Source organism: Thermohalobaculum xanthum (assembly GCF_016623495.1).
Taxonomy (GTDB): Bacteria; Pseudomonadota; Alphaproteobacteria; order Rhodobacterales; family Rhodobacteraceae; genus Thermohalobaculum; species Thermohalobaculum xanthum.
In genome coordinates, this window is sequence record NZ_JAEHHL010000009.1 from 1 (window position 1) to 24,468 (window position 24,468).

Consider the following 24,468-nt stretch of genomic DNA (forward strand, 5'->3'; position numbering starts at 1 on the left):
CCGGCGACCGCGCGCAGGGGCGGCGCCTCGGCGCGCGTGCCGCCACCGCCGCCCGGCCCGCCAGACGGGGCACCTGCCGACGGCGCGGGCCCCGCTTCCTGCAGCCGCCGCACCAGGTCGCCCGGCGTTGGCAGGTCGGCCACATGGGTGAGCCGGATCACCGCCATCTCGGCCGCCATCATCGCCGAGGGCGCGACCGCCAGCTCCTCCATCGCCTTGAGCAGCATCTGCCAGGTCCGGGTCAGCACCCGCATCGACAGCCGCCCGGCCAGGTCGCGCCCGCGCCGGCGCTCGTCGGGCGAGACGGTGGGATCCTCGGCCGCGGTCTCGGAGATCTTCACGACCGAGATCCAGTGGGTCAGCTCGGCCAGGTCGCGCAGCACCACCGCGGGGTCCGCCCCTTCGGCATATTGCGCGCCAAGCTCGGCCAGCGCGCCGGCCGCGTCGCCGCGCATGATCGCCTCGAAGAGGTCGAACACCCGGCCCCGGTCGGCGAGCCCTAGCATCCGGCGCACCGCGGCGGCGTCGGTCTCGCCCTCGCGGCCATGCGCCACGGCCTGGTCGAGCAGCGAGAGCGCGTCGCGCACCGAGCCCTCGGCCGCGCGGGTGATCAGCGCCAGCGCGTCCTGCGCCACCTGCGCGCCTTCCTTGGCGGCGATGGCGGCGAGGTGCTCCATCATCACCTCGGGCTCGATGCGGCGCAGATCGAAGCGCTGGCAGCGGCTCAGCACGGTCACCGGCACCTTGCGGATCTCGGTGGTGGCGAAGATGAACTTCACATGCGCCGGCGGCTCCTCGAGCGTCTTGAGCAGCGCGTTGAAGGCCGAGGTCGAGAGCATGTGCACCTCGTCCACGATGTAGACCTTGTAGCGCGCCTGCGCCGCCCGGTAGCGCACCGAGTCGATGATCTCGCGAATGTTGTCGACGCCCGTGTTCGAGGCCGCGTCCATCTCGATCACGTCGACATGCCGCCCCGCCGCGATCGCGACGCAGGCGTCGCACTCGCCGCAGGGATCGGTGGTGGGCGCATCGCCGCGCCCGGTGCAGTTGAGGCCCTTGGCGATGATCCGCGCCGTCGTCGTCTTGCCCACGCCGCGCACCCCGGTGAGGATGAAGGCATGCGCGATGCGATCCAGCGCGAAGGCGTTGGTGAGCGTCTGCACCATCGCCTCCTGCCCGATCAGGTCGCGGAAATGCCCCGGGCGGTACTTGCGCGCGAGGACCTGGTACTCGGCGGCAGGGCTCGGGGTGGTGGCGTCGGCCATGCGGTCTCCGGTCGTCGGGGGGTTGCGGGCACAGATTAGGGCGCGGCGGCGACCGGTCGCAAGCGCCGATGGCCCCGCGGCCGGCCTTCGCCGCGCCTCAGCCCGCGAGCTTCCCCAGCAGTCCGGCCAGCGTGCGCGCCTCGCCGGGCCCGAGCCGCGCCGCCACGTGCCGACCGATCGCGGCGCGGTAGACGGGCCAGGCGGCCTCGCGCCGCCGCAGACCCTCGGCGGTGATGCGCAGCCGCTGGCCGCGCCGGTCGTCGGGGTCGGCCGCGCGCGCCACCAGCCCGGCCGCCTCCATCCGGTCGATCAGCCGCGAGAGGTTGTACTGCGCGACCAGAAGGCGCGCCTGCAGCTCGACCGGCCGCAGCCCCGCGTCGCCGGCGCGCTCGAGCTCGAGCAGCACGTCGTACCAGCCCAGCGGCGGCATCCCCGCGGCCTTGAGATCTGCCTCGACCGCCGACACCAGCGCCCCCGAGACCCGGACGAGGCGCGCCCATGCATGCACCGCCTCGGGGTCGGCCCCTCGGTCGGCCCCTCGGTCGGCCCCGGCATTCCCCGGGCCGCCGCCATGCGCCATCGTCCCCGATGCTGTCTGGTCTTCGCGGGTCATGCCCCCGATCTACCATGTCGATGCATTCGCATGAAGGTTGAAACTTGATGCATATGCATCTATATCACGGTAAATGCACATGCATGGAGTTGCCGCGATGACCCTGACCCTGGTGAGCCACGTGCTCTGCCCCTACGTGCAGCGCGCCGCGATTGCGCTGGCGGAGAAAGGCGTGCCCTACCGCCGCATCGACATCGACCTCTCGGACAAGCCGGACTGGTTCCGCCGGATCTCGCCGCTCGGCAAGGTGCCGCTGCTGCAGGTCGACGACGGCACGGGCCCGGTCGCGCTCTTCGAATCGCAGGTGATCGCGGAATACCTCGAGGAGACCCGGGGCGCGCTGCCGCTGCATCCGGCCGACCCGCTCGAGCGCGCGCGCCACCGTGCCTGGATCGAGGTGGCGTCGGCCACGCTCGCCGCCATCGCCCGCTTCTACGGCGCGCCTAACGATACCGCGCTCTCGCGCGAGCGCGAGGCGCTGGCCGCCCTCCTGGCGCGGATCGGCGCCGAGCTGGGCGACGGGCCGTTCTTCGGCGGCGACCGCTTCACGCTGGTCGATGCCGCCTGGGCGCCGGTCTTCCGCTATCTCGACGCTTTCGAGGCGATCGGCGAGGCGGATCTCACGGCCCCGCTGCCGCGCCTCGGCGCCTGGCGCGCGGCGTTGGCCGGGCGCCCGTCGGTGCGAGGCGCGGTGGCTGCCGACTACCCCGCGCGGCTGCTGGATTTCCTTGCGCGCCGCGACAGCGCCCTGGGGCGGCGGCTGCGCGACGCCGCCTGAGCCCTGTCCCGCCGGGGAGGCGGCGCGACCCGGTCAGGCCGCGTCGCGGATCACCCCCTTGTGCGAGAGATGAAGCTCGCAGAACTGCCCATAGGTCGCGTCGAGATTGATGGGCAGCGCACCCTGCGAGCGGGTGCTGCCGCTGCCGATCTCGGCGAATGTGTACTCGAAGCCGTTTGGCAGGTTGATCCGCACCCTGTGCTCGGCGCCGGTCACCGGGTTCAGGATCGGCTCGCCGCGCGCCTCGAAGGCGCCCGAGACACGGACAAGCCCGCGCCGGGCGGGGATGTCGACATCGATCTCGATGTCGCAGAACTGCGGCTCAAGCTTGTTCGGCGACATGGCCGAGAAGATCCACCACATCGTCGCGGCCTCCTCGGTATCCTCGCCCGACATGATCGCGAGCGCCGCCTTGCGCTGGGCCGCGCTCGCGCTGCGGTCGACGAAAAGCTGCATCGTGCCGTTGCCCTCGTGGACGGGGCCCGGCCACTTGTACTGCGCCGCCATGCGGACGCCATCGAGCGAGACTTCCCCGTGGTGCCCCTTGTCGATCGCATAGCCGACCGAGGCCTCGCAGAACCCTTCGTTGGGCAGGGAATTGAACTGGCAGGGGCAGGCGTAGCAGCAATTGCAATTGCCGAACTCGACGCCGTGAATCGTCCAAGGGGTCATCGCGGTCCCTCCCGTGGCGGCCCCGCGCTCCCCTGCGCCACGGTCTATCACAAAACCGCGCGAATCGGTATCGCGGCCGGCCGGCGGATGGACGGCGCCACAGTCGCCCGCGTCACCGCGGCGGGTCATTTCGGACTTAATGCAAGGAGGTGAGAGGCTGGACAGCGACCCAAGCGGGGCTCGTTACGGCTGCTTCCTTCCGGACCTGACCGGGTTGGCGAGGCGCTCGCCCGCGCCAACCTCTCACCCCGCGATATAGCGATTCGATGACGTCGGCACAACCGGCGGCACGATGGGCGGAGGCGCGGCGCACGGCCACGGCAAGCGGCCACAGGGGCGTGCCGGCGGGCGGTGTCAGGGTTCGCTCTTTGAGCGGCGGCGGGATTGCGGCTCCCCCGCGGCTCTGGCATTCAGAGGGCCCCGCGCCACGCAGCCAACAGGCCCCCGACCCGATGTCCTTCTCGCAACCGATCACCTTCGCCACGGGCGGCACCACGCTCGACCGCGCCGCGCATCTGCGGCGCGAGGCCGGGGCGCTGCTCGCATCGGCCGAGGCGCGGCTCCTCGTGCTCGCCGGCGGTCGCCCGGCCATCGACCTCGATGGCGAGGGGCCGCGGCTCCTGTGGCGCGCCCCCGATCCCGGCGTGCTGGCCGAGGCCGGCGAGGCGCCGGTCTTTCTGGGGCTGATCGACGGGGCGCCGCGCTTTGCCGCGGACCTGCCGCCCTCGGCCGCCGAGGGCCCCGACCCGCGCCTGCCCGAGGGGGCGAAGTTCATCGACCTGCGCTCGATCGCGGGGCAGCTGACGCCGGGCGAGGCCAGCGTCGCCGCCACCGCCAAGGGGGTGCTGGGCTGGCACGAGTCGCATCCGCGCTGCTCGCGCTGCGGCGCGCCGACCGTACCCGACGACGGCGGCTGGCGCCGGCGGTGCGGCGGCTGCGGCGCGCTGCATTTCCCGCGCACCGATCCGGTCGTGATCATGCTGGTCACCGACGGCGAGCGCGTCCTGCTGGGGCGCCAGGCCTCGTGGCCGTCGGGGCTGCATTCCTGCCTCGCAGGCTTCATGGAGCCCGGCGAGACCATCGAGGACGCCGTGCGCCGCGAGGTGTGGGAGGAGACGCGCGTGCGCGTGGGCCGGGTGCGCTATCTCGCCTGCCAGCCCTGGCCCTTCCCGACCAGCCTGATGATGGGCTGCACGGCCGAGGCGCTGTCCGAGGAGATCACCCTCGACCCGACCGAGCTCGAGGATGCATTCTGGCTGCCGCGCGCCGAGCTCGCCGCGGTGCTCGAGGGCCGACACCCCCGGCTGGGCTCGCCGCGCGTCGACGCGATCGCGCGCAGCCTGCTGGCCGCGTGGCTTGCGGGCGAGGCGGATCCTGTCTGAGACGCCGCGGCGCCCTATCTGTCGGTCAGCACGAAGCGGAGTAACGGGCCGATGATGCATCCCCCCACCGACACGGCCCATCTGCGGCAGGCGCTGAGCACGTTTGCCACGGGCGTGACCATCGTGACGGCGATGGACACCGAGACCGGCGAGCCCGTGGGCTTCACCGCCAATTCCTTCACCTCGGTCTCGCTCGACCCGCCGCTCCTGCTGGTGTGCCTCGCGCACACGGCGGCCAGCTACCGCATCTTCTGCGCCTCGGACGGCTTCGCGGTGAACGTCCTGTCCGCCGAGCAGGAGGCGGTCGCGAAGATCTTTGCCACGCGCGGCGCCGACAAGTTCGCCTGCGTCTCGTGGACGCCGGGCCTGCATGGCGCACCGCTGATCGACGGCTCGCTCGCGCGCTTCGACTGCGCCATGCACGAGCGCGTCGCCGCCGGCGACCACGACATCCTGATGGGCCGGGTCACCGCCTTCTCGCTGCACGAGGGCAAGGCGCTGGTCTATCACGGCGGCGCCTTCGCGGCGCTGGGCTGAGAACGCCTCAGCCCGCCCTGTCGGCGCGCAGCTGCGCGTAGGCGTCGTTCACCGTGGCGAGCCGCTGCTCGGCCAGCCGGCGCGCCTCGTGCGGGACGCCGCGCGCCACCATCTGGTCGGGATGCAACTCGCGCACCAGTTCGCGGTAACGCGCCCGCACCTCGACCGGGTCGGCGCCGGGCGCGATGCCCAGCACGCTCCAGGGGTCGATCTCGCCGGGCAGGTGGCGCGCGCGCATGGCGCGGAACTGTGCCTCGGACACGCCGAAGATGCGCGCCACCTCCTCGAGGAAGGCGTGCTCGCACGGGTGATACTCGCCATCCGCGATCGCGATGTAGACCAGCCCCTCGAGCAGGTCTGCCAGCACCGCCGGCCGGTCCCGAAACATCGCCGCGATCCGCTCGGCATAGACCTCGAAGCCGGCGACATCGGTGCGCGCGAGGTTGTAGATGCGCGCCGCGTTCTCCTCCTCCTCGGGCGGGATGGAAAAGATCTCGCGGAAGGCAGCCACCTCGTCGCGGGTCACGCGCCCGTCGGCCTTGGCCATCTTCGCGCCCAGCGCGATCACCGCGATGGTGAACGCCACCGTGCGCTCGGGCGGCGTCGCCAACCGCTCGAACACGCGGCTGAGCGGCTCGCCTCTGGCGAGTGCGGCGAGGCTTTCCCTGATTCGTGACCAGATCGACATGGTGCGGATGTTATCACGCGCGAATCACGCGTCTCCGGCGGCGCGCGAAATTCGGGGCGTCAAGGCGACGCATCCGGCGCGGCGCCATCGAGCGCGAGCACCATCAGTGCAAGATCGAGGCTGCGGCCCATCTTGCAGCCGACCCCCGTCAGCCGGCCCTGCTCCTCGAATCCCAGCGCGCGGTGGAGGGCGAGGCTGGGGCCCTGGTCGGCGCTGATGCCGCCCACCATGCGGCGCAGCCCGCGGGCCCGTGCCTCGGCGATCAGCCGCTCCATCAGCGCGCGTGCCACCCCGCGCCGCCGCGCGCCCGCGGCCACGTAGACGGAATGCTCGACAGTGTGGCGATAGCCCTCGCCCGGACGGAAGGGGCCGAAGCTCGCGTATCCCGCCACGGCACCGCCATCGGTGGCGACGAGGACCGGAAAGCCGCCCTCGGTGCGCGCGTCCAGCCAGGCGCGCATCTCGCCGTCCGATCTGGGGGTCTCGCCCCAGCTCGCGGTGCCCGACAGGATCTCGGCGTTCAGGATGTCACGGATGCGAGGGAGGTCCGACGCTTCCGCTGCCCGGATGCTGATCCGGGTGCCGGTCGGCTGCGGCCCGGGCGCGTTCAGCGCCGGGGATGATTGCGCGCGTCGTCCCGGCGGATACGCACGGGGATGGCACGCTGCTCGGGACGCGGCCGGGCAAGCACCAGCAGCCCGGCGCCCATCAGGGCGATCGCGGCAATGGCCAGGGTCATCCGAGTCTCCCCTCTCTTTCGCTTAACAGAGTAATCGTCTAAGCCGATCCGAGTCCATGACTAAGTGGGCTGGCTGCGGAGCGTTGCAAGGGGCGAGGGCGATGTCGGACGGCGCTTGGGACTTCTGGATCGACCGTGGCGGCACCTTCACCGACGTTGTCGCGCGCGAGCCGGGAGGGCGGCTGAGCACCCGCAAGCTCCTGTCCGAGAACCCCGAACAGTATCCCGACGCGGCACTGCACGCGATTCGCGGCTTTCTCGGGCTCGGCCCCGACGCGCCGATTCCCCCTGCGCGAATCGGTCGCGTCAAGATGGGCACCACGGTCGCGACCAACGCGCTGCTCGAGCGCAAGGGCGCGCCAACGGTGCTGGTGACCACCCGCGGCCTCGGGCAGCAGCTGCGCCTGGCCTACCAGAACCGCCCCGACCTCTTCGCCCGCCACATCGTCCTGCCCGAGATGCTGCACAGCCGGACCATCGAGGCCGACGAGCGCATCCGCGCCGACGGGACGGTCGAGCGCGCGCTCGACGAGGCGCGCCTGCGCGCCGACCTCGAGGCCGCCCATGACGCGGGCTTTCGCGCGGTCGCGATCGTCTTCGTGCATGGCTACCGCCACCAGGCGCACGAGGCCCGCGCGGCGGCGATCGCGCGCGAGATCGGCTTCCCGCAGGTCTCGGCCAGCCACGAGGTCTCGCCGCTGATGAAGATGGTCAGCCGCGGCGACACGACCGTGGTCGACGCCTATCTCAGCCCGATCCTGCGCGCCTATGTCGACCGCGTGGCGTCGGCATTCGAGGGCGCGGACGAGGCCCACGACCTCGGCTCCAGGCTGATGTTCATGCAGTCCTCGGGCGGGCTCACCGATGCACGCTTCTTCCAGGGCAAGGACGCCATCCTCTCGGGCCCGGCCGGTGGCGTCGTCGGTTGCACCCGCACGGCCGAGATCGCGGGCTTCGGCAAGGTGATCGGCTTCGACATGGGCGGCACCTCGACCGATGTCTGCCACTACGCCGGCGAGTACGAGCGCGTGCTCAACACCATGGTCGCGGGCGTGCGCATCACCGCGCCGATGATGAACATCCACACCGTCGCGGCGGGGGGCGGATCGCTCCTGCAGTTCGACGGCACGCGGCTTCGCGTCGGGCCGGAAAGCGCCGGCGCCAATCCCGGCCCCGCCTGCTACGGCCGAGGCGGGCCGCTGGCGGTGACGGACGCGAATGTCCTGACCGGCAAGCTGCGCCCCGAGTTCTTCCCCGCGATCTTCGGCCCGAATGCCGACCGCCCGCTGGATGCCGAGGCGACGCGGGCGAAGTTCGACGAGCTGGCCGCGAGCGTCGGCAAGACGTCCGAGGAGATCGCCGACGGCTTCCTCAGGATCGCCGTCGAGAACATGGCCAACGCGATCAAGAAGATCAGCGTCCAGCAAGGCCATGACGTGACGGAATACTGCCTCGCGGTCTTCGGCGGCGCCGGCGCGCAGCACGCCTGCCTGATCGCTGACGTGCTGGGGATGGAGACCTGCCTTGTCCACCCGATGGCGTCACTGCTCTCGGCCTATGGCATGGGGCTCGCCGACATCCGCGCGAGCCGCCAGCAGGCGGTCGAGGCGGTGCTGACGGACGGGTCCCGCCTGCAGGCGGCGGTCGATCTCGACCGGCTGGGCTCGGACGCGCTGTCGGAAGTCGAGAAGCAGGGCGTCGCCCAGGGCCAGATCCGCCTCGTGCAGACGGCGATGCTCAAGGTCAAGGGCACCGACACGGCGCTCCCCATCCCCTTCGGGACGGTGGCCGAGATGCGCACGGCCTTCCGCGAGGCGCACCGCGCCCGGTTCGGCTTCGACGCGGGCGAGACGGACCTTGTGATCGAGGCCGTCTCGGCCGAGGCGATCGGCGCCGCCGCCGACCTTGCCGAGGCGAAGGTCGCAACCGCCGAGCGCCCCGAGGTCGCCTTCGAGACCGCAAAGACCGCCCCCTTCTACAGCCAGGGCGCGTGGCACGAGGCCCGCTTCGTGCGGCGCGAGGCGATGCGCCCCGGCGACCGCCTCACCGGCCCCGCCGTGCTGGTCGAGCCGCATACCTCGATCGTGATCGAGCCCGGCTGGCAGGCGCGGATCACCGAACACGACCACGTCGTGCTCCACCGCATCGCGCCGCGCGAGGGCGTGGCCGTCGGCACCCAGGCCGACCCGGTGATGCTCGAAGTGTTCAACAACCTCTACATGTCGATCGCCGAGCAGATGGGCGCGGTGCTCGAGAACACCGCGGCCTCGGTCACCATCAAGGAACGGCTCGACTTCTCCTGCGCCGTCTTCGACGCCGCGGGCGATCTCATCGCCAACGCGCCGCACATGCCGGTGCATCTGGGCTCGATGGCGGCCTCGGTCCGCACCGTGATCGCGCAGAACCCCGACATGCGCCCCGGCGACGTCTTCGTGCTGAACGCGCCCTACAATGGCGGCACGCATCTGCCCGACATCACCGTGGTCACGCCCGTCTGGAACGACGCCGGCACCGAAGTGCTGTTCTACACCTCGGCCCGCGGCCACCACACCGATGTCGGCGGCCTCACCCCCGGCTCGATGCCGCCCGACAGCCGGGTGGTCGAGGACGAGGGCGTGCTGATCGACAACTTCCTGCTGGTCGACGGGCCCACGGGTCGCTTCCGCGAGGCCGAGATGCGCGCGTTGCTGACCGGCGCGAAGTACCCCGCGCGCGCGCCGGACATCAACATTGCCGATCTCAAGGCACAGGTCGCCTCGTGCGAGAAGGGGGTGCTCGAACTGCGCCGCATGGTCGATCATTTCGGCCTCGACGTGGTGCGCGCCTACATGGGCCACGTCCAGGACAACGCCGAGGAACTGGTGCGCCAGCGCATCGAGGCGCTGAAGGATTCCGAGTTCGTCTACGAGATGGACCCGGGCTTCGACGGCGAGCCGCGGCAGATCCGCGTCAAGATCACGGTCGACCGCGCCGCGCGCTCGGCCACGGTCGACTTCACCGGCACGACGGCTCAGCTTCGCACCAACTACAACGCGCCCGAGCCGGTGACGCGCGCCGCCGTGCTCTATGTCTTCCGCTGCCTCGTCGACGACGCGATCCCGATGAACGAAGGGGTGATGAAGCCGCTCGAAGTGATCCTGCCCAAGGGCACGATGCTCAGCCCCGAATACCCCGCGGCGGTGATCGCGGGCAACGTCGAGACCAGCCAGGCCGTGACCTCGGCGCTGTTCCTTGCGCTCGGCGTGCAGGCGGCGGCGCAGTCGACCATGAACAACACCACCTGGGGCAACGCGAAGTACCAGTATTACGAGACGATCTGCGGCGGCTCGGGCGCGGGCGTGCTGAACGACGGCACGGGGCATCCGGGCACCTCGGGCGTGCACACCCACATGACCAATTCGCGCCTCACCGACCCCGAGGTGCTGGAATGGCGCTTTCCCGTCGTGCTCGAGGAATTCGCCATCCGCGAGGGCACCGGCGGCCTGGGCAAGTGCCGCGGCGGCGACGGCGTGAGCCGGCGGATCCGCTTCCTCGAGGACATGACCATCGCGATCCTGTCGGGCCACCGGGTGGTGCCGCCACCGGGCCTCGACGGGGGCGCGCCGGGGGCGCTTGGGCGCAGCCGCATCCTGCGCGCGGATGGCACCGAGGAGGTGCTCAAATCCGCCGACAAGCGCGAGATGCAGGCGGGCGACACCTGGATGCTGGAGACCCCGGGCGGCGGCGGCTGGGGGCGGGCATGAGCCGCGCCGCGCACTCGGTCATGGCCGCAGCCGGCGATCCGCGGTAAGGCTGGCGCATGATCGGCAACATCGTCATCGCCATCGGCATCGCAATCGCGCTCGCGGGCATCGCCATGCTCGTGCGCTGCATCCAGCGCGCCTCGCGCATCCGCGCCTCGCAGTTCGAGCCCGGCGCGCTCGAGGCCGAACTGCGCCGGCTGATCCTGATGAACGGCGCCGCCGTCGGCATCGGCTTCTTCGGCCTCGCGGTCATGGTCGTGGGCATGGTGGTCTGAGCGTTATGCAGCCGGACAGCCCCCTGGGCGCGCTGGTCGCGCGTATCGCGGGCCCCGGCGAGGTCCGCTGGATTGGTCTGCGCCCCGGCCGCCGCATGCCGGTCCAGGCGGTCGAGCGGGCAGCCATCGCGCTCGACGGCCTCGCCGGCGACCACCGGGCCAGCCCCGGCAAGCGCGCCGTCACCCTGATCCAGTGGGAGCACCTGCCGGTCATCGCGGCGCTTGCACGCCACGACCAGGTCGACCCCGCGCTGCTTCGGCGCAACATCGCGGTGGCGGGCGTCAACCTCCTCGGCCTGCGCAACCGCGCGTTCCGCATCGGCACCGCGGTGCTGCGCGGCAGCGGTCTTTGCGCGCCATGCTCGCGGATGGAGGAAGTGCTGGGCCCCGGCGGCTACGCGGCCGTACGCGGCCATGGCGGGATCACCGCCGAGGTGGTCGAGCCCGGAGAGATGGCGCCCGGCGACGCCGTGACGCCCGTCTGAACGGTTCCGGCCGCGCCGCCGTCAGAACCGCTCGACCCAGGGCCTGAGCTCGATCTCCCAGGCCCAGCAGCTGCGGTCTTGGTCGAGGAAGTCGCAGTAGCTCGCGGCGATCGCGTCGGGGTCGAGCATCGAGTCGGGCGCATCCGCGGGCTCCGCGCGCCCGGGATTGCGGATGCCGCCATCGATCACGAAATGGCCGACATGGATCCCCTTGGGATGCAGCTCGCGCGCCATCGACTGCGCGAGGCCCCGCAGCGCGAACTTGCCCATCGCGAAGGGCGCCGATTGCGCGTAGCCCTTCACCCCCGCCGAGGCGCCGGTGAAGAGGATCGCGCCGCGCCCCTCGCGCTCCATCCGGATCGCGGCCTCGCGCGCGACGTAGAAGGCGCCCAGCGCGGTGACGCCGACCGCGTGCGCCACCGCCGCGGGATCGAGCGTGGCGAGCGGCCCGCGCACCCGGGCCGAGGGGTTGTAGACGACCACGTCCGGCGCGCCCTCGCGATCGAGCGCCTCGAAGAGCGCAGCCACCGACCCGGCATCCGCCGCGTCGCAGCCATGCGCCCGCGCCCCGGTCTCGGCCGCCAGCGCGCCCAGCTTGTCGACCCCGCGCGCGGCCAGGCTCACGCGCATCCCCCGCCCGGCGAAGGCGCGCGCCAGCGACGCCGACAGCCCTGTCCCCGCGCCCATGATCAGCGCATGCCCGTAAGTGTCTCGCATCGTCCGGTCTCCGTCTTCGGCTGGCGCGCCGGCCGCGCCGCCGCGCAGCATAGACAGATGCGCGGGCCACGTCAGGACGACGCGATCCGCAACTTCGCGTGATCCGGCGGCCGATCTGGCCGCAGCCGCATCGATCAGACGCTGCCTTCGGTCTCGATGCGGATCGGCGCGCCGCAATGCTTGCAGTGCACCGCATCGGGATCGTGCAGCAGCAGCCCGCAGCGCTCGCAGGGCTGGCGCACCTTCGCGGGGCGGAACATGACCTGTGCCAGCCGCAGGAACAGCGTCACCCCGAAGATCATCACGCCGACCGACAGCATGCGCCCCATCGTCCCGGTCAGCGTGATGTCGCCGAAGCCGGTAGTGGTCAGCGTGGTCACGGTGAAGTAGAGCGCGTCGGCATAGTTCCGGATCTGCGGATTGACGCCATATTGCAGCGTGTAGATCAGCCCTGTCGTCACGAACAGGAAGACCGCGAGGTTGATCGTCGCGAGGATCACCTCTTCGTGACTGCGGAAATAGGGGAAATCCTGCCGCAGCCGGACCAGCAGCTGGTAGGTGTGCAAGAGCCTCAGCGTGCGCAGGATGCGCAGGAAGCCGAAACCCTCGCCCGCGATCGGCGCGAGGAACGAGACCACGGCGACCAGGTCGGCCCAGTTCGTCGGCCGCAGGAAGAAGCGCGACCTTTGCGGATCGGTCATCAGCCGCGCGAGGAAATCCGTCAGAATGACAACCCCCAGCACCACGTCGATGGCCTCGACCAGCGCGGTATGCGTGAAGAACGAGGTGACGATGACGAAGATGATGGTCGAGAGGTCGAAGATCAGCAGGCCATAGCGGAAGCGATGCGCCGCCGCCGTGTTCGAATGGTAAAGCGTTCTCAGTCGTGCCAGCACCGCCGCGCCCGTCATTCCTCCGCCGGCTCCCGCCCGGCTTCGGGTCCGGCGCCGGGATGGGGCGAGGTTACCGTCATTCAGGCAACCGCACGACGCCGTTCTCGTCGAGCGGAAAGCCCGGGTTCCAGGCGACCTCCCACAGATTGCCGTCGGGATCGCGGAAATACCCCGAATAGCCGCCCCAGAACGCCTCCTCGGCCGGTTTGACGATCTCGCCCCCCGCCGACCGGACCTCCTTGAGAACGGCGTCTACCTCGTCCCTCGACCGCGTGTTGTAGGCAATGGCGAAACCGCCGAAGCCGTCGCCGCCCGGGGCGATGCCGGCCTCCCTGGCAAGGTCGGCCCGGGGATAGAGCGCGAGCGCGCAGCCGCCGCACTGGAAGAACGAGACCCCCTCGGCCGCCCGGACTGACCGCCGCCAGCCCAGCCGCTCGTAGAAGCGGGTGCACTTCTCGAGGTCCTGCACGCCGAGCGTGACGAGCGTGAAACGTTGTTCCATGCCAGCAGGTTACCAGAGCGCAAGGGACGGCGTCACCCGCTGTTGCGCCCGGCGGGCCGCTCCTGCCCGGATATTGCGCGCCATTCGGGGCCGGGGGGCTTCTCGCGCGATTTGACGCCCCCTCGCCCGCGACCACCGGCGTCTTCGAGGACGATCGCGGCACGCCGATCCCGTTCTGAGGCCTAGACCCCGCCCGCGACGTCCAGCGCGTCCAGCGTCGCGGCCAGAAGCGCAAGCTCGCGTGGCTCGGAAAAGCGGTGATCCGCGCCCTTGACCAGCGTGAGCTGCGCATCCGCGCAGTCGACGTGATCGAGCAGCCGCAGCGCGACCTCGGGCGGCACGTCGGTGTCGGCGGTGCCCTGCAACAGCCGCAGCGGGAAGGGCAGCACCAGCGGCGCACGCAGCACCAGCTGCTGGCGCCCCTCCTCGATCAGGCGGCGCGTGATTACATAGGGCTCGTCCGAGTAGTCCGAGGGTAGCTCGACCCGCCCGTTGCGCGCCAACGCCTCGCGCTGGGCCGCGTCGAAGCCCGCCCACATCGAATCCTCGGTGAAGTCGGGGGCCGCGGCGATCCCCACCAGCGCCGCCACGCGCTCGGGCATCCGCCGCGCCAGCAGAAGCGCGATCCAGCCGCCCATCGACGAGCCCACCAGGACCTGCGGCCCCTCGGTCAGGCGCATGACCGCCTCGGCCGCGTCGTCGGCCCAGTCGCCAATCGCCCCGTCGAGAAAGTCGCCCGAGCTCGCACCATGCCCGCGATAGTCGAAGCGCAGGAATGCCCGCCCGCGCTCGCGCGCCCAGTCCTCGAGGAAGGTGGCCTTGGTGCCGGTCATGTCCGAGCGGAAGCCGCCGAGGAAAACCACGCCCGGCGCGTCTTTGCCTGTCGCCCGCGCGTGGCTCCTGTGATAAGCGAGCCTTCGGTCTGGTGAGATCTCAAGCAGGTCCGGAGCATTCATGTCCGCGTCGTCCTCCAACATCGGCAGCATTGCCGGGGACAATAGACGCCCTGACCGTCCGGCGACAGTTCCGCATCCGCTCACCATCCTGCAGGTCGTGCCCCGGCTGGGCATCGGCGGGGTCGAGCGCGGCACGGTCGAGATCGCCGAGGGCATCGTGCAGGCCGGCGGCCGCGCGATCATCGCGACCGAGGGCGGCCAGCTCGCGCAGAAGGCGCTGCGGGCGGGGGCCGAGATCGTGACGATGAACGCCGCCACCAAGAACCCGCTCAACATCTGGCAGAACGCGGGCGTGCTCGAGCGCCTGATCCGTGCCGAGGGCATCGACCTCGTCCATGCCCGTTCGCGCGCGCCGGCCTGGTCGGCGAAATGGGCGGCCGAGCGCTGCCGGGTGCCCTTCGTGACCACCTATCACGGCGCCTACAGCGAGGGCTTCCCGCTCAAGCGCTTCTACAACGCGGTCATGGCCCGCGGCCGGCCAGTGATCGCGATCTCGGAATTCATCCGCGACCTGGTGATCGCGCGTCACAGGGTGGACCCCGCCGACATCGTCGTGATCCCGCGCGGCGCGGACACGGCCGTCTTCTCCGAGGACATGGTGTCGAACGAGCGCGCGGCGGCGCTGGCCGATGCCTGGGGCCTGCTCGACGACACCCGGCCGATCGTGATGCTGCCCGGCCGCCTGACGCGCTGGAAAGGGGCCGAGACGCTGATCGACGCCGCCGCGATCCTGCACGAGCGCCGCGGCGAGCCCGATTTCCTCATCCTGATCGTTGGCGATGACGGCGGCTCGGGCTTCGAGCTCAAGTTGCGCCGTCGGATCGAGGCGGCCGGGGTGGGCGACTTCGTCTATCTCACCGGCGCAACCTCGGACATGGCGGCAGCGCTCAAGCTCGCCTCGGTCGTGATCTCGGCCTCGATCGAGCCCGAGGCCTTCGGCCGCGTCGCCGTCGAGGCGCAGGCGATGAGCCGCCCCGTCATTGCCACCGATCACGGCGGCGCGCGCGAGACGGTGGTGCATGGCGAGACCGGCTGGCTCTACCCGCCGGGCGACGCGGCGGCGCTGGCCGCGGCGATCGAGCTTGCGCTCTCGCTCGACCCGTCGGCGCGGGCGCATATGGGGATGCAGGCCAAGGCGCGCATCCGCGCCCGCTACACCGTGGCCTCGATGCGCCGCGCCACGCTCAGCGTCTACGAGCGCGCAACGGGCCGGCTTTTCTCCGAGGCTTGAGCCCCCTTGCCGACGGGGCCGGGGTGCGCGGCCCAAGGGCGCGGGCGGCGGCGCTTGACTTCATCGCCCGCCGTAAACGATGGTGCGCGCGATTTTCGGGCCCGCACCCCGCGCGCGCCCACCCATCCACCACGGGGAAGACCGATGAGCGAAGTCGCCGAGGCCCATGTCACGATCACGCTGCCGGACGGGGCGACCCGGACCTACGGCACCGGCGTGACCGGGGCAGAGGTCGCGGCCGACATCTCGAATTCGCTGGCCAAGGCCGCGCTCGCCTGCCGCATCGACGGCACGCTCTCGGACCTCTCGCGCCGGATCGAGCATGACGCCGAGCTGTCGATCGTCACCGCGAAGGACGAGGCCGAGGCGCTCGAGCTGATCCGCCACGACTGCGCCCATATCATGGCCCGCGCGGTGCAGGAGCTGTGGCCCGCGACCAAGGTCACGATCGGCCCGGTGATCGACAACGGCTTCTATTACGACTTCGACCGCGACGAGCCCTTCACCGAGGACGACCTCGCCGCGATCGAGAAGCGCATGCGCCAGATCATCGAGGCGCGCGACCCGGTGAAGACCGAGGTCTGGACCCGCGCCGACGCGATCGCGCACTACGAGAAGACCGGCGAGCCCTTCAAGGTCGAGCTGGTCGAGGCGATCCCCGAGGGGCAGCCGATCCGGATGTACTGGCACGGCCCCTGGCAGGACCTCTGCCGCGGGCCGCACCTGGTGCATACCGGCCAGGTCCCGGCGGACGCCTTCAAGCTGATGTCGGTCGCCGGCGCCTACTGGCGCGGCGATTCCAGCCGCAAGCAGCTCCAGCGCATCTACGGCACCGCCTTCCGCACCAGGAAGGACCTCGAAGCCTATCTCCACATGCTCGAGGAGGCGGCCAAGCGCGACCACCGCCGCATCGGCAAGCAGATGGACCTCTTCCACCTGCAGGAAGAGGCGCCGGGCATGATCTTCTGGCACCCCAACGGCTGGGCGGTCTACCGCGCGCTCGAGGACTACATGCGCCGCCGGCTCACCGCCGCTGGCTACAAGGAGATCAAGACCCCCCAGGTCGTCGACCGCAAGCTGTGGGAGGCCTCGGGCCACTGGGACAAGTACCGCGAGAACATGTTCCTGGCCTATGTCGAGGAGGAGCACGCCAAGGAAAAGCGCATCAACGCGCTCAAGCCGATGAACTGCCCCTGCCACGTGCAGATCTACAACCACTCGCTCAAGTCCTACCGCGACCTGCCGCTGCGGCTGGCCGAGTTCGGCTCGTGCCACCGCTACGAGCCCTCGGGCTCGATGCACGGGCTGATGCGCGTGCGCGGCTTCACCCAGGACGACGCCCACATCTTCTGCACCGAGGACCAGATCGAGGACGAGACGGCGCGCTTCATCGAGCTGCTCGGCTCGATCTACAAGGATCTCGGCTTCGACAGCTTCGACATCAAGTTCTCGACCCGGCCCGAGCAGCGCGTCGGCTCGGACGAGATCTGGGACAAGGCCGAGGCCGCGCTCGAGGCCGCGGTGCGCAAGGTCACCAACGACTATACCGTCGACCCGGGCGAGGGCGCCTTCTACGGCCCCAAGCTCGACTTCAAGCTTACCGACGCGATCGGCCGTGAGTGGCAGTGCGGCACCTTCCAGGCCGACTTCAACCTGCCCGAACGGCTCGACGCCGAGTATGTCGATGCCGACGGCGAGAGGAAGCGCCCGGTGATGATGCACCGCGCGATCCTCGGCAGCTTCGAGCGGTTCATGGGCATCGTGATCGAGAACTGCGCCGGGCGCTTCCCGCTGTGGCTCGCGCCGGTGCAGGCGGTGGTCGCCACCATCGTCTCGGACGCCGACGGCTATGCCGAGCGGGTGGCCGCCGAGCTGCGCGCCAAGGGGCTTCGGGTCGAGACCGACACGCGCAACGAGAAGATCAACTACAAGGTGCGCGAGCACTCGGTAGCCGGCGTCCCCGTGATCCTTGCCGTCGGGCGGCAGGAGGTCGAGGGCGAGACCGTTGCCGTGCGCCGGCTCGGCGAACAGGGCCAGCGCGTCCTGCCGCTGGCCGAGGCCGCGGCCGGGATCGCGGCCGACGCCACGCCCCCCGACCTGCGCTGACCCTCCCGCAGGCCCGCCTTCCGCGCGGGCCTGCCGGCGCGGGGCGCTTCGCGGCCCGGGCAATGGCGGTCGTTGAACCCGCCGCGCGCGTCGGCTACCGTCGAGGGCCTACGGTGCGACGCGAGACTGGACCTGGCCATGTCATCCGACGTGCTTGGCGCGGTCATGGGGGAGATCCGCGCCGAGGCCCTCGCCCTCCTCCGCGAACGTTCGGTGACGTGCCGGTTCCCGAAGGGCGCGACGCTCTACAGCCAGTCGGACCCCGCGGACTGCATCTTCGTGATCGAACAGGGCTGCGTGATCGTCGAGCGCATGAGCGCGTCGGGCGACGTCACCAGCTACCGCATCGCGCTCAGGGGCGATGTGCTCGGGCACCGGTCCTATTTCGCGGGCGAGCACCGCTCGACGGCGCCGCGCTGCATCACCGACACCGTGGCGGTGAAGGTCCCTGCCGCGGCGCTGGCCGAGGCGATGTCCCGCGATCCCGGGATCGGCCTGCGCTTCGCCCGCGCCCTGGCGCGCGACGACGGCCCCAAGCTCGGCGCCATGCTGCGGGGCAACCGGACGCTTGGCATCGTGCGGCTCGCCTGCCTGCTGCACTACCTGCACGCACGGCTCGCGGGCGAGCCGGCGGTGGGCACGGGCGGCGACATGCCCTTCACCCAGAACGACCTCGCGAACATGCTGGGCCTGCGCTACGAGACCGTCTCGCGGCTCATCCACCAGCTCCAGGACCGCGCCGTCATCGACGTGGCCTCCAGCCCCCGCCGGATCGTCATCAAGGATCACGCCGCGCTGCTCGAGATCATCGGCGACGAGCACTGAACACATGCGCGGCGGCTCGCGCTAGCGGCCCGGCGCGGGCGCCAGCCGGTCCAGCCGCAGCCGCTGGCGGTGGTCGGTCAGGCGCCGGGCGCTGGCGATGACCGCGCCCAGCACCCCCAGCCCCGTGGCGCCGCCGATCAGGAACATGATCAGGAGCTGGTACTTCACCGCCTCCTGCGGGTCGACGCCCGACAGGATCTGGCCCGTCATCATCCCCGGCAACGACACCACCCCGGTGGCGGCCATCGCGTTGATGATGGGCGTGAAGCCGCTGCGCAGCGCGCGCCGCACGACCGGCAGCAGCGCTGCCAGCCGGGTATGTCCCAGCAGCAGCTGCGCCTCGATCGCGCGCCGCTCGCGCCCGACCATCCCGTGCAGCGCGTCGAGCCCGAGGCTCACCCCTGTCATGGTGTTGCCCAGCACCATGCCGAAGAGCGGCAGCGCGAATTGCGGCGACCACCAGGGCGTGGGCTGGATCTGGCTCGCCAGCGCGAAGGCGGTGACGATGGTGCCCGCCAGCGTCATCGCGCCGGCGCCCAGCGCATAGCCCCACGGGCCCGCCAGCCGCCGCTCCTGCCGCGCCCGGATCTCGTGCCCGGCGAACCCCACCATCACGAGCGCCACCAGCAGGGTGATCCATGGCGAGGCCGCGGCGAAGACCGCCTTGAGGATCAGCCCCACCATCAGGAGCTGCACGACCATCCGGCCCGCGGCGATCAGGAGCTGGCGCTCCAGGTCCAGCCGCAACGCCAGCGACAGGCCGGCATTGAGCACGAGGAAGACCGCCGCCAGCACGATGTCCCAGTAGGAGAGGGCGATATAGCCGCTCATGCCCGCGCCTCCGCTCGCGCGTGCAAGCGGCCCCGCTCCATCGTCAGGAGCCGCGACCCCATGCGCTTCGCCTGCGCTGGGTCATGGGTGACCAGCACCACCGGCACGCCGCGCGCCAACTCGTCGCGCAGCACCGCCTCGACCTGCGCGGTCGCCGCCTCGTCCAGCGTCGCCGTCGGCTCGTCGAGCAGGATTGCCGCGGGCTTCAGTGCCAAGGCCCGCGCCAGCGCCAGCCGGTGACGCTCGCCCGACGACAGGCGGCTCACTTCCCACGCCATCGCGTCTGGCAGGCCAAAGGCTTCGAGCAGCACGCCGGCCACCGCTCCGGGCTCGAAATGATCCGCCACCCGGTCGGACCACCAGCCGCTCTCGGCCGGGACCATCGCGACCTTGCGGCGCCAGCGGTCGGCGGGCATGGCGTCGCGATCCTCGTCCCCCAAGAGGACGCGTCCCTCGTTCGGATCGAGATCGGCAAGCGCGCGGAGGAACAGCGACTTGCCCGAGCCCGACGCGCCCATGATCGCCACGCATTCGCCCGCCGCGACGCTCAGCGAGACGGGGCCAAAGAGGGATGTGCGCAGGTCGATCACCTCGAGCATCGCGGCGCCCCGGCTCACCCACGCGCTCCGCCCGAGCGGAGGCGTGCGTGAACGCGACTCACATTATGGAATGATGTCAGTGGCTTGATCCCGTTTTCACGCGTGAAAGCCGCGGCCGCGGCCGGTCAATCCTCGACCAGCCGCCGATAGAGGTGCCACGAAGCATGACCAAGCACCGGCAGCACGACGACGAGGCCCAGGAATACCGGCAGCGACGCGACAGCCAGCGCCACGCCGATGAAGACGCCCCAGCCCAGCATCACCACGGGGCTGGCCAGCACCGTCTTGAAGCTGGTGACGATCGCGGTGATCACGTCCGAATCGCGATCGAGCAGGAAGGGGAAGGCCACCACCGACAGCGCGAACGCCACCGCGGCGAAGAACGCGCCGAAAGCGTGCCCCACGATCAGGAAGCTGATCCCGTGCGAGGTGGTGAGGAACTGGTCCATGAGGTCGAAGAAGCGCTCGGGCTGCGCACTGAAATGCAGCGCGAAGAGCATCACGCCGATCCGGCTCCAGACCGCCAGCCAGAACATCAGCGCAAAGCCCAGATAGATGATCTGCCGCCGTGCCGTCGCGCGGACCATCGCTGCCGCGTCGGACAGGCTGAAGGGCAGGCCGTACTCGCGCCGGCGCGAGACCTCGTAGAGGATCGTCGCGAAGAACGGCCCCACCAGCGCGAAGCCCGCGACGACCGGGAAGGTCAAGCCGCGCAGGTCGCGCGCCTCGATCACCCACAACAGAAGCCAGCCGCCCAGGACATAGACCGCGCCGACGATGGCTCCCACCAGCGGTGCCGCGCGAAAATCGGCCCAGCCGGCCGCCAGCGCCGCCTTGAGGTCCTCGACCGTCGCGGCCCGAACCGGCGGAACACCCTTCGTCTCGCGCCACGGGCCGCGATTCTCGTCGGCCGTCCCGCTTGCTGCCATTTGCCTTCCTCCCGGCCCGGCGCCTGCGCCATGGCGGCCCCGTGCCGCCCGGTATCGCGCTCTTTGCCCCGAGGATAGCCAAGCGGGCCGTCCCTCGGCAATCCGCGCGCGCGGCTTTGCCCATGCGGGCGATGCCAGCGCGCCGCGTCGTGCTATGTTGTCGCGCGGACCGCCTGCACCCGACCCGGCACCGGAGATTAAGCATGCGCCTCTTTCCCGCCTTTGCCGCCGCCTTAGCGGCGCTTCTCCCGGCCTCGGCCGCCGCCTCGATCTGCCACGCCTTCGTCGAGGGAGCACCGGGCGTGCGCGTGGCAAGCCTCGGCCCCGTCGCCGCTGTCGAGGAGGAGGTGACGATCAGCTATGTCGGCCACTCGACCTACCGGATCGAGACGGCGGCGGGCGTCACGATCCTGACCGACTATTACGGCAATGACGGCGAGGGCCCGGCCCCCGACGTGGTGACCATGAATCAGGCGCACGAGAGCCATTTCACGGATTACCCCAGCCCGGCGATCCGCCACATCCTGCGCGGCTGGGATCCGTTCGAGGACGGGCCGGCCGAGCACCTGGTCGAGGAGCGCGACGTGGTGATCCGCAACGTCACCACCGACATCCGCGGCTGGGGCGAACGCGGCCGCGGCGGCAACTCGATCTTCGTCTTCGAGGTCGCCGACATATGCATCGGCCATCTTGGCCATCTGCACCATCGCCTCGACGAGGCGCATTACGCCCAGCTCGGCCAGCTCGACGTCGTGATGGCGCCGGTCGACGGGACCTTCACGCTCGACCTGCCCGGCATGATCGAGGTTCTCAAGCGCCTCAAGGCGCGCGTCGTGCTGCCGATGCACGCCTTCGGCGGCGTAAGCCTGCGCCGCTTTCTCGACGGCATGTCGGACGAGTTCGTGGTCCGCCCCATCGGCGGGCCATCGATCACCGTCTCGGTCGGCAGCCTTCCGGACAAGCCGACGGTGATGGTGCCCTCGAACATCGCCTGGGGATTCTTCGACTGACGCGCGGCCTTTCCGCGCAAGGTTCCGCGTTGTATAACGCGCACTCGCGGCCGCCCCTTCAAGGGGCGGCGGTGCGATTCTGTCGGCGCGAGCCGATGCCATCAAGGAGAGTGACCCATAGCCAGACGCCCGCACAATGCGCCCCCGACCCGCGAGACGGGTCCGCGCATCAATCGCCAGATCCGCAATCCCGAAATCCGCCTGATCGACCACGAAGGCAACAATGTGGGCCTCGTCAGCCCGCAGCGCGCGCTCGAGATGGCGCAGGAAGTCGGGCTCGACCTGGTCGAGATCTCGCCGAACGCGACGCCGCCTGTCTGCAAGATCATGGACTTCGGCAAGTTCAAGTACGAGCAGCAGAAGAAGGCCGCCGAGGCGCGCAAGAAGCAGAAGGTCATCGAGGTCAAGGAAGTCAAGTTCCGGCCGAACATCGACACCCATGATTACGAGGTGAAGATGCGCTCGGTGCACAAGTTCCTCGGCGAGGGTGACAAGGTGAAGATCACCCTGCGGTTCCGCGGGCGCGAGATGGCGCACCAGGAACTGGGCCGCGAACTCCTGCAGAAGATTGCGGAAGACGTGACCGAGATCGGCAAGGTCGAATCGTTCCCCAAGCTGGAAGGCCGGCAGATGACCATGGTCATCGCGGCGGCGAAAAGCTGACCCGGGCAATCTGGCGCGGCGGTCGCGAGCCATGACCACGCCGCCGCGGCACATCCATCGCTACTCGCCGGCCAACGTCGATTCTGCACAGGACGGCCGGATGTTCTCCCCGAGCTTCGAGCGCAATGCCGAGCCGATCCGCGCGGCGCTGGAGCCTGTTGTCGGATCGCGTTCTGCCACGCTGCTCGAGATCGGATCGGGCACCGGGCAGCACGCGGCCTTCTTCGCGCAGGCCTTTCCGAAGCTGCGCTGGGCCCCCTCGGACCCGGTGCCCGAGCACCGCGTCAGCATCGCGGCCTGGCGTCGCTGGGCGGAGGCCGACAATCTCGACGCGCCGATCGATCTCGACGCGGCGGGCGACTGGGCCGGAATGGCCGAGGTCGTGGCGCTGGGGCCGCTCGCGGCAATCTTCTCGATGAACGTGGTGCACATCGCGCCGTGGTCGGTCGCGCAGGGGATCGTGGCGGGCGCGAGCCGCGCGCTCGGGCAGGGCGGACGCCTGATCCTCTATGGCCCCTTCGCCGAGGGCGGGCGCCATACCGGCGAGGGCAACGCGCGTTTCGACGCGGCGCTGCGCGCCGAGAACCCGGAATGGGGCGTGCGTGACCTGGACGATGTGGCGGCCCTCGCGCGTGACGCCGGCTTCGGGGCCGTGCAGGTGATCGCGATGCCGTCGAACAACCGGCTGGTGGTCTTCACGCGCGGCTGAGAGCCGCGCGCAACGCTGGCGTCAGCCGTTTCCCGCCAACACCTGCCCGGCGAGGTAGAGCGAGCCGCAGATGAGCACGCGCACGGGTGCCTCAGCCCCGTCGAGCACATGCGCGAGCGCCGCCTCGACCGATGGCGCCGACACCGCATCATGACCGGCGGCGCGGGCACGGGCGGCGAGCGTGTCGGCCGGGATCGCGGCCGCCGTTGCGGGGATCGTCACGCATGCCACGCGGCCGACGCGGCCGGCCAGTGGACGCAGGAAATCCTCGGCCGCCTTGGTGTCGATCATGCCGACGACCAGGTGCACGGGCACGGGGTGCGCGCCCTGTGCTGCCATCGCGTCGAGCGTCTGGGCGATCGCGGCACCCGCCGAGGCGTTGTGGCCGCCATCGAGCCAGAGTTCGACCCCCGCGGGAAGCGCCTCGACCAGCGGACCACTGCGCAGGCGCTGCATGCGGGCCGGCCACTCGGCGCGGGCGACGGCCGCGGCGCAGGCCGCCTCGTCCATGCCCAGACGTCGCAACGCCGCGATCGCGGCCCCGGCATTCTCGATCTGATGCGGTCCGGGCAGCACCGGCGCATCCAGATCGAGCAGTCCCGCGTCATCCTCGTAGACGAGGCGCCCGCGCTCGGCCCGCGCCATCCAGTCCTGCCCGTGGATCAGGAGCGGTGCGCCGACCGCCGCCGCGCGCGCCTCGATGACCGCGCGCGCCTCGTCGGGCTGTAGCCCGACGATGCAGGTAACACCGGGCTTGAGGATGCCGGCCTTCTCGGCGGCGATCTCGGCAAGGGTTTCGCCCAGATACTGCTGATGGTCGATCGACACCGGGGTGATGACCGTCAGCGCCGGATCGGGGATGACATTGGTCGCGTCGAGCCGGCCGCCAAGGCCGACCTCGAGCAGCAGCCAGTCGGCGGGAACCCGCGCGAAGGCAAGAAACGCCGCCGCCGTGGTGATCTCGAAGAAGGTGATGGGCTCGGTCCCGTTGACGCGTTCGCATTCCTCGAGCAGGGCGGCGAGCGTGGGCTCGTCGATCAGCTGGCCGGCCACGCGGATCCGCTCGTGGAAGCGCGCCAGGTGCGGCGAGGTATAGACGTGGGTGCGGTTGCCGGCCGCCTCGAGCCCGGCCCGGATCATCGCGATGGTCGAGCCTTTGCCGTTGGTGCCGGCAACGTGGACGACGGGCGGCAGCGCGCGCTCGGGATGTCCCAGACGGGCAAGCAGGCGCTCGACCCGGTCGAGCGTGAGGTCGATGACCTTGGGATGGAGCGTGAGCAGGCGATCGAGGATCGCGTCGCTCGGAACCATGTCGCGCAT

The 24,468-nt window shown here is 70.8% G+C and carries 26 protein-coding genes and 1 other RNA gene; 12 read left to right on the plus strand and 15 right to left on the minus strand.

What is annotated here, in order from left to right:
* Together H0I76_RS14665 and H0I76_RS14670 are read right to left on the minus strand one after the other, a co-directional pair.
* Positions 1-1,265 (minus strand): DNA polymerase III subunit gamma/tau (locus H0I76_RS14665; protein ID WP_200611267.1); only part of this gene is annotated, 1,265 nt, incomplete at its 3' end.
* Between the two features lie 97 nt (positions 1,266-1,362).
* The gene (locus H0I76_RS14670; RefSeq protein ID WP_234455347.1) at positions 1,363-1,878 is read right to left on the minus strand and encodes a MarR family winged helix-turn-helix transcriptional regulator; all 516 of its coding nucleotides are present in this window, start codon (positions 1,876-1,878) and stop codon (positions 1,363-1,365) included.
* 97 nt (positions 1,879-1,975) lie between these two features.
* Here H0I76_RS14670 and H0I76_RS14675 point away from each other — a divergent pair, with 97 nt between their 5' ends.
* Positions 1,976-2,656: a glutathione S-transferase family protein gene (locus H0I76_RS14675; RefSeq protein ID WP_200611269.1), complete on the plus strand. Its 681-nt coding sequence runs from the start codon at positions 1,976-1,978 to the stop codon at positions 2,654-2,656.
* Between the two features lie 33 nt (positions 2,657-2,689).
* Here the strand turns inward: H0I76_RS14675 and H0I76_RS14680 are convergent, their stop codons facing one another.
* Entirely contained in the window at positions 2,690-3,328 is a 639-nt protein-coding gene (locus H0I76_RS14680; RefSeq protein ID WP_200611271.1) for a DUF1326 domain-containing protein, read from the minus strand.
* Positions 3,329-3,476: 148 nt separating this feature from the next.
* Positions 3,477-3,573, minus strand: an RNA gene (gene ffs / locus H0I76_RS14685) — signal recognition particle sRNA small type.
* Between the two features lie 207 nt (positions 3,574-3,780).
* Here ffs and nudC point away from each other — a divergent pair.
* Positions 3,781-4,710 (plus strand): NAD(+) diphosphatase, encoded by a 930-nt coding sequence (gene nudC, locus H0I76_RS14690; RefSeq protein ID WP_200611273.1) that lies wholly within the window; start codon positions 3,781-3,783, stop codon positions 4,708-4,710.
* A 51-nt stretch (positions 4,711-4,761) separates the two neighbouring features.
* Positions 4,762-5,247, plus strand: a complete 486-nt coding sequence (locus tag H0I76_RS14695) for a flavin reductase family protein (protein ID WP_200611275.1) — start codon at positions 4,762-4,764, stop codon at positions 5,245-5,247.
* Between the two features lie 7 nt (positions 5,248-5,254).
* Here H0I76_RS14695 and H0I76_RS14700 read toward each other — a convergent pair whose 3' ends face one another.
* From H0I76_RS14700 to H0I76_RS19605, 3 genes are read right to left on the minus strand one after another with little or no spacing between them, the layout of a single operon-like run.
* Positions 5,255-5,935: a molecular chaperone DjiA gene (locus tag H0I76_RS14700; protein WP_200611277.1), complete on the minus strand. Its 681-nt coding sequence runs from the start codon at positions 5,933-5,935 to the stop codon at positions 5,255-5,257.
* A 59-nt stretch (positions 5,936-5,994) separates the two neighbouring features.
* Positions 5,995-6,546, minus strand: coding sequence for a GNAT family N-acetyltransferase (locus tag H0I76_RS14705; RefSeq protein ID WP_267913359.1), 552 nt, complete (start codon positions 6,544-6,546; stop codon positions 5,995-5,997).
* Complete coding sequence (locus H0I76_RS19605) at positions 6,543-6,674, minus strand: hypothetical protein (protein WP_267913355.1); 132 nt, start codon at positions 6,672-6,674, stop codon at positions 6,543-6,545. Before H0I76_RS19605 ends, H0I76_RS14705 begins: the two co-directional genes overlap by 4 nt.
* Positions 6,675-6,775: 101 nt before the next feature.
* Here H0I76_RS19605 and H0I76_RS14710 point away from each other — a divergent pair, with 101 nt between their 5' ends.
* The 3 genes from H0I76_RS14710 to H0I76_RS14720 are packed head-to-tail and all read left to right on the plus strand — an operon-like array spanning position 6,776 to position 11,177.
* Positions 6,776-10,417 (plus strand): hydantoinase B/oxoprolinase family protein, encoded by a 3,642-nt coding sequence (locus tag H0I76_RS14710; protein ID WP_200611281.1) that lies wholly within the window; start codon positions 6,776-6,778, stop codon positions 10,415-10,417.
* A 56-nt stretch (positions 10,418-10,473) separates the two neighbouring features.
* Complete coding sequence (locus H0I76_RS14715; protein ID WP_200611284.1) at positions 10,474-10,692, plus strand: hypothetical protein; 219 nt, start codon at positions 10,474-10,476, stop codon at positions 10,690-10,692.
* Between the two features lie 5 nt (positions 10,693-10,697).
* Positions 10,698-11,177 carry an MOSC domain-containing protein gene (locus H0I76_RS14720; RefSeq protein WP_200611289.1) on the plus strand — a complete coding sequence of 160 codons (480 nt, stop codon included), beginning with the start codon at positions 10,698-10,700 and terminating at the stop codon, positions 11,175-11,177.
* A 21-nt stretch (positions 11,178-11,198) separates the two neighbouring features.
* Here H0I76_RS14720 and H0I76_RS14725 read toward each other — a convergent pair whose 3' ends face one another.
* From H0I76_RS14725 to H0I76_RS14740, 4 genes are all read right to left on the minus strand, one after another.
* Entirely contained in the window at positions 11,199-11,894 is a 696-nt protein-coding gene (locus H0I76_RS14725; RefSeq protein WP_200611291.1) for an SDR family NAD(P)-dependent oxidoreductase, read from the minus strand.
* Positions 11,895-12,028: 134 nt separating this feature from the next.
* The gene (locus tag H0I76_RS14730; protein ID WP_200611293.1) at positions 12,029-12,805 is read right to left on the minus strand and encodes an ion transporter; all 777 of its coding nucleotides are present in this window, start codon (positions 12,803-12,805) and stop codon (positions 12,029-12,031) included.
* 58 nt (positions 12,806-12,863) lie between these two features.
* On the minus strand, positions 12,864-13,289 hold the full coding sequence (locus H0I76_RS14735) for a VOC family protein (RefSeq protein WP_200611294.1): 426 nt from the start codon (positions 13,287-13,289) through the stop codon (positions 12,864-12,866).
* A 182-nt stretch (positions 13,290-13,471) separates the two neighbouring features.
* Entirely contained in the window at positions 13,472-14,245 is a 774-nt protein-coding gene (locus H0I76_RS14740; RefSeq protein ID WP_234455348.1) for an alpha/beta hydrolase, read from the minus strand.
* Between H0I76_RS14740 and H0I76_RS14745 the strand changes: the two genes are divergently transcribed.
* From H0I76_RS14745 to H0I76_RS14755, 3 genes are all read left to right on the plus strand, one after another.
* On the plus strand, positions 14,244-15,476 hold the full coding sequence (locus H0I76_RS14745) for a glycosyltransferase family 4 protein (RefSeq protein WP_200611296.1): 1,233 nt from the start codon (positions 14,244-14,246) through the stop codon (positions 15,474-15,476). The genes H0I76_RS14740 and H0I76_RS14745 overlap by 2 nt on opposite strands.
* 144 nt (positions 15,477-15,620) lie before the next feature.
* A complete protein-coding gene (gene thrS / locus H0I76_RS14750) occupies positions 15,621-17,582 on the plus strand; it encodes a threonine--tRNA ligase (protein ID WP_200611297.1) in 1,962 nt (653 codons plus the stop codon).
* 138 nt (positions 17,583-17,720) lie between these two features.
* Positions 17,721-18,407, plus strand: a complete 687-nt coding sequence (locus tag H0I76_RS14755) for a Crp/Fnr family transcriptional regulator (protein WP_200611299.1) — start codon at positions 17,721-17,723, stop codon at positions 18,405-18,407.
* Positions 18,408-18,428: 21 nt separating this feature from the next.
* Here the strand turns inward: H0I76_RS14755 and H0I76_RS14760 are convergent, their stop codons facing one another.
* The 3 genes from H0I76_RS14760 to H0I76_RS14770 form a co-directional block, all read right to left on the minus strand.
* Positions 18,429-19,238, minus strand: a complete 810-nt coding sequence (locus H0I76_RS14760) for an ABC transporter permease (protein WP_200611301.1) — start codon at positions 19,236-19,238, stop codon at positions 18,429-18,431.
* A complete protein-coding gene (locus tag H0I76_RS19610; protein WP_325166462.1) occupies positions 19,235-19,855 on the minus strand; it encodes an ABC transporter ATP-binding protein in 621 nt (206 codons plus the stop codon). Before H0I76_RS19610 ends, H0I76_RS14760 begins: the two co-directional genes overlap by 4 nt.
* A 107-nt stretch (positions 19,856-19,962) precedes the next feature.
* The gene (locus H0I76_RS14770; RefSeq protein ID WP_200611303.1) at positions 19,963-20,766 is read right to left on the minus strand and encodes a DUF2189 domain-containing protein; all 804 of its coding nucleotides are present in this window, start codon (positions 20,764-20,766) and stop codon (positions 19,963-19,965) included.
* A 203-nt stretch (positions 20,767-20,969) separates the two neighbouring features.
* Between H0I76_RS14770 and H0I76_RS14775 the strand changes: the two genes are divergently transcribed.
* The 3 genes from H0I76_RS14775 (at position 20,970) to H0I76_RS14785 (ending at position 23,148) form a co-directional block, all read left to right on the plus strand.
* Positions 20,970-21,776, plus strand: coding sequence for an MBL fold metallo-hydrolase (locus tag H0I76_RS14775; RefSeq protein WP_200611305.1), 807 nt, complete (start codon positions 20,970-20,972; stop codon positions 21,774-21,776).
* A gap of 168 nt (positions 21,777-21,944) precedes the next feature.
* A complete protein-coding gene (gene infC, locus H0I76_RS14780; RefSeq protein WP_325166468.1) occupies positions 21,945-22,439 on the plus strand; it encodes a translation initiation factor IF-3 in 495 nt (164 codons plus the stop codon).
* Positions 22,440-22,470: 31 nt separating this feature from the next.
* Entirely contained in the window at positions 22,471-23,148 is a 678-nt protein-coding gene (locus tag H0I76_RS14785) for a DUF938 domain-containing protein (protein ID WP_200611307.1), read from the plus strand.
* 21 nt (positions 23,149-23,169) lie between these two features.
* Here the strand turns inward: H0I76_RS14785 and H0I76_RS14790 are convergent, their stop codons facing one another.
* Positions 23,170-24,468: a bifunctional folylpolyglutamate synthase/dihydrofolate synthase gene (locus tag H0I76_RS14790; RefSeq protein WP_234455349.1), complete on the minus strand. Its 1,299-nt coding sequence runs from the start codon at positions 24,466-24,468 to the stop codon at positions 23,170-23,172.

What these genes read in the sequence shown, in the direction of transcription:
- thrS (WP_200611297.1), top strand. Translation starts at nt 15,621, where the DNA reads ATGAGCGAAGTCGCCGAGGCCCATGTCACGATCACGCTGCCGGACGGG.
- H0I76_RS14700 (WP_200611277.1), bottom strand. Translation starts at nt 5,935, where the DNA reads ATGTCGATCTGGTCACGAATCAGGGAAAGCCTCGCCGCACTCGCCAGA.
- H0I76_RS14785 (WP_200611307.1), top strand. Translation starts at nt 22,471, where the DNA reads ATGACCACGCCGCCGCGGCACATCCATCGCTACTCGCCGGCCAACGTC.
- H0I76_RS14730 (WP_200611293.1), bottom strand. Translation starts at nt 12,805, where the DNA reads ATGACGGGCGCGGCGGTGCTGGCACGACTGAGAACGCTTTACCATTCG.
- H0I76_RS14770 (WP_200611303.1), bottom strand. Translation starts at nt 20,766, where the DNA reads ATGGCAGCAAGCGGGACGGCCGACGAGAATCGCGGCCCGTGGCGCGAG.
- H0I76_RS14740 (WP_234455348.1), bottom strand. Translation starts at nt 14,245, where the DNA reads ATGAATGCTCCGGACCTGCTTGAGATCTCACCAGACCGAAGGCTCGCT.
- H0I76_RS19605 (WP_267913355.1), bottom strand. Translation starts at nt 6,674, where the DNA reads ATGACCCTGGCCATTGCCGCGATCGCCCTGATGGGCGCCGGGCTGCTG.
- H0I76_RS14675 (WP_200611269.1), top strand. Translation starts at nt 1,976, where the DNA reads ATGACCCTGACCCTGGTGAGCCACGTGCTCTGCCCCTACGTGCAGCGC.
- H0I76_RS14720 (WP_200611289.1), top strand. Translation starts at nt 10,698, where the DNA reads ATGCAGCCGGACAGCCCCCTGGGCGCGCTGGTCGCGCGTATCGCGGGC.
- H0I76_RS14695 (WP_200611275.1), top strand. Translation starts at nt 4,762, where the DNA reads ATGATGCATCCCCCCACCGACACGGCCCATCTGCGGCAGGCGCTGAGC.
- H0I76_RS14670 (WP_234455347.1), bottom strand. Translation starts at nt 1,878, where the DNA reads ATGACCCGCGAAGACCAGACAGCATCGGGGACGATGGCGCATGGCGGC.
- nudC (WP_200611273.1), top strand. Translation starts at nt 3,781, where the DNA reads ATGTCCTTCTCGCAACCGATCACCTTCGCCACGGGCGGCACCACGCTC.
- H0I76_RS14680 (WP_200611271.1), bottom strand. Translation starts at nt 3,328, where the DNA reads ATGACCCCTTGGACGATTCACGGCGTCGAGTTCGGCAATTGCAATTGC.
- H0I76_RS14725 (WP_200611291.1), bottom strand. Translation starts at nt 11,894, where the DNA reads ATGCGAGACACTTACGGGCATGCGCTGATCATGGGCGCGGGGACAGGG.
- H0I76_RS14745 (WP_200611296.1), top strand. Translation starts at nt 14,244, where the DNA reads ATGTCCGCGTCGTCCTCCAACATCGGCAGCATTGCCGGGGACAATAGA.
- H0I76_RS14760 (WP_200611301.1), bottom strand. Translation starts at nt 19,238, where the DNA reads ATGAGCGGCTATATCGCCCTCTCCTACTGGGACATCGTGCTGGCGGCG.
- H0I76_RS14775 (WP_200611305.1), top strand. Translation starts at nt 20,970, where the DNA reads ATGCGCCTCTTTCCCGCCTTTGCCGCCGCCTTAGCGGCGCTTCTCCCG.
- H0I76_RS14755 (WP_200611299.1), top strand. Translation starts at nt 17,721, where the DNA reads ATGTCATCCGACGTGCTTGGCGCGGTCATGGGGGAGATCCGCGCCGAG.
- H0I76_RS14710 (WP_200611281.1), top strand. Translation starts at nt 6,776, where the DNA reads ATGTCGGACGGCGCTTGGGACTTCTGGATCGACCGTGGCGGCACCTTC.
- H0I76_RS14735 (WP_200611294.1), bottom strand. Translation starts at nt 13,289, where the DNA reads ATGGAACAACGTTTCACGCTCGTCACGCTCGGCGTGCAGGACCTCGAG.
- H0I76_RS14715 (WP_200611284.1), top strand. Translation starts at nt 10,474, where the DNA reads ATGATCGGCAACATCGTCATCGCCATCGGCATCGCAATCGCGCTCGCG.
- H0I76_RS14790 (WP_234455349.1), bottom strand. Translation starts at nt 24,468, where the DNA reads ATGCGCGACATGGTTCCGAGCGACGCGATCCTCGATCGCCTGCTCACG.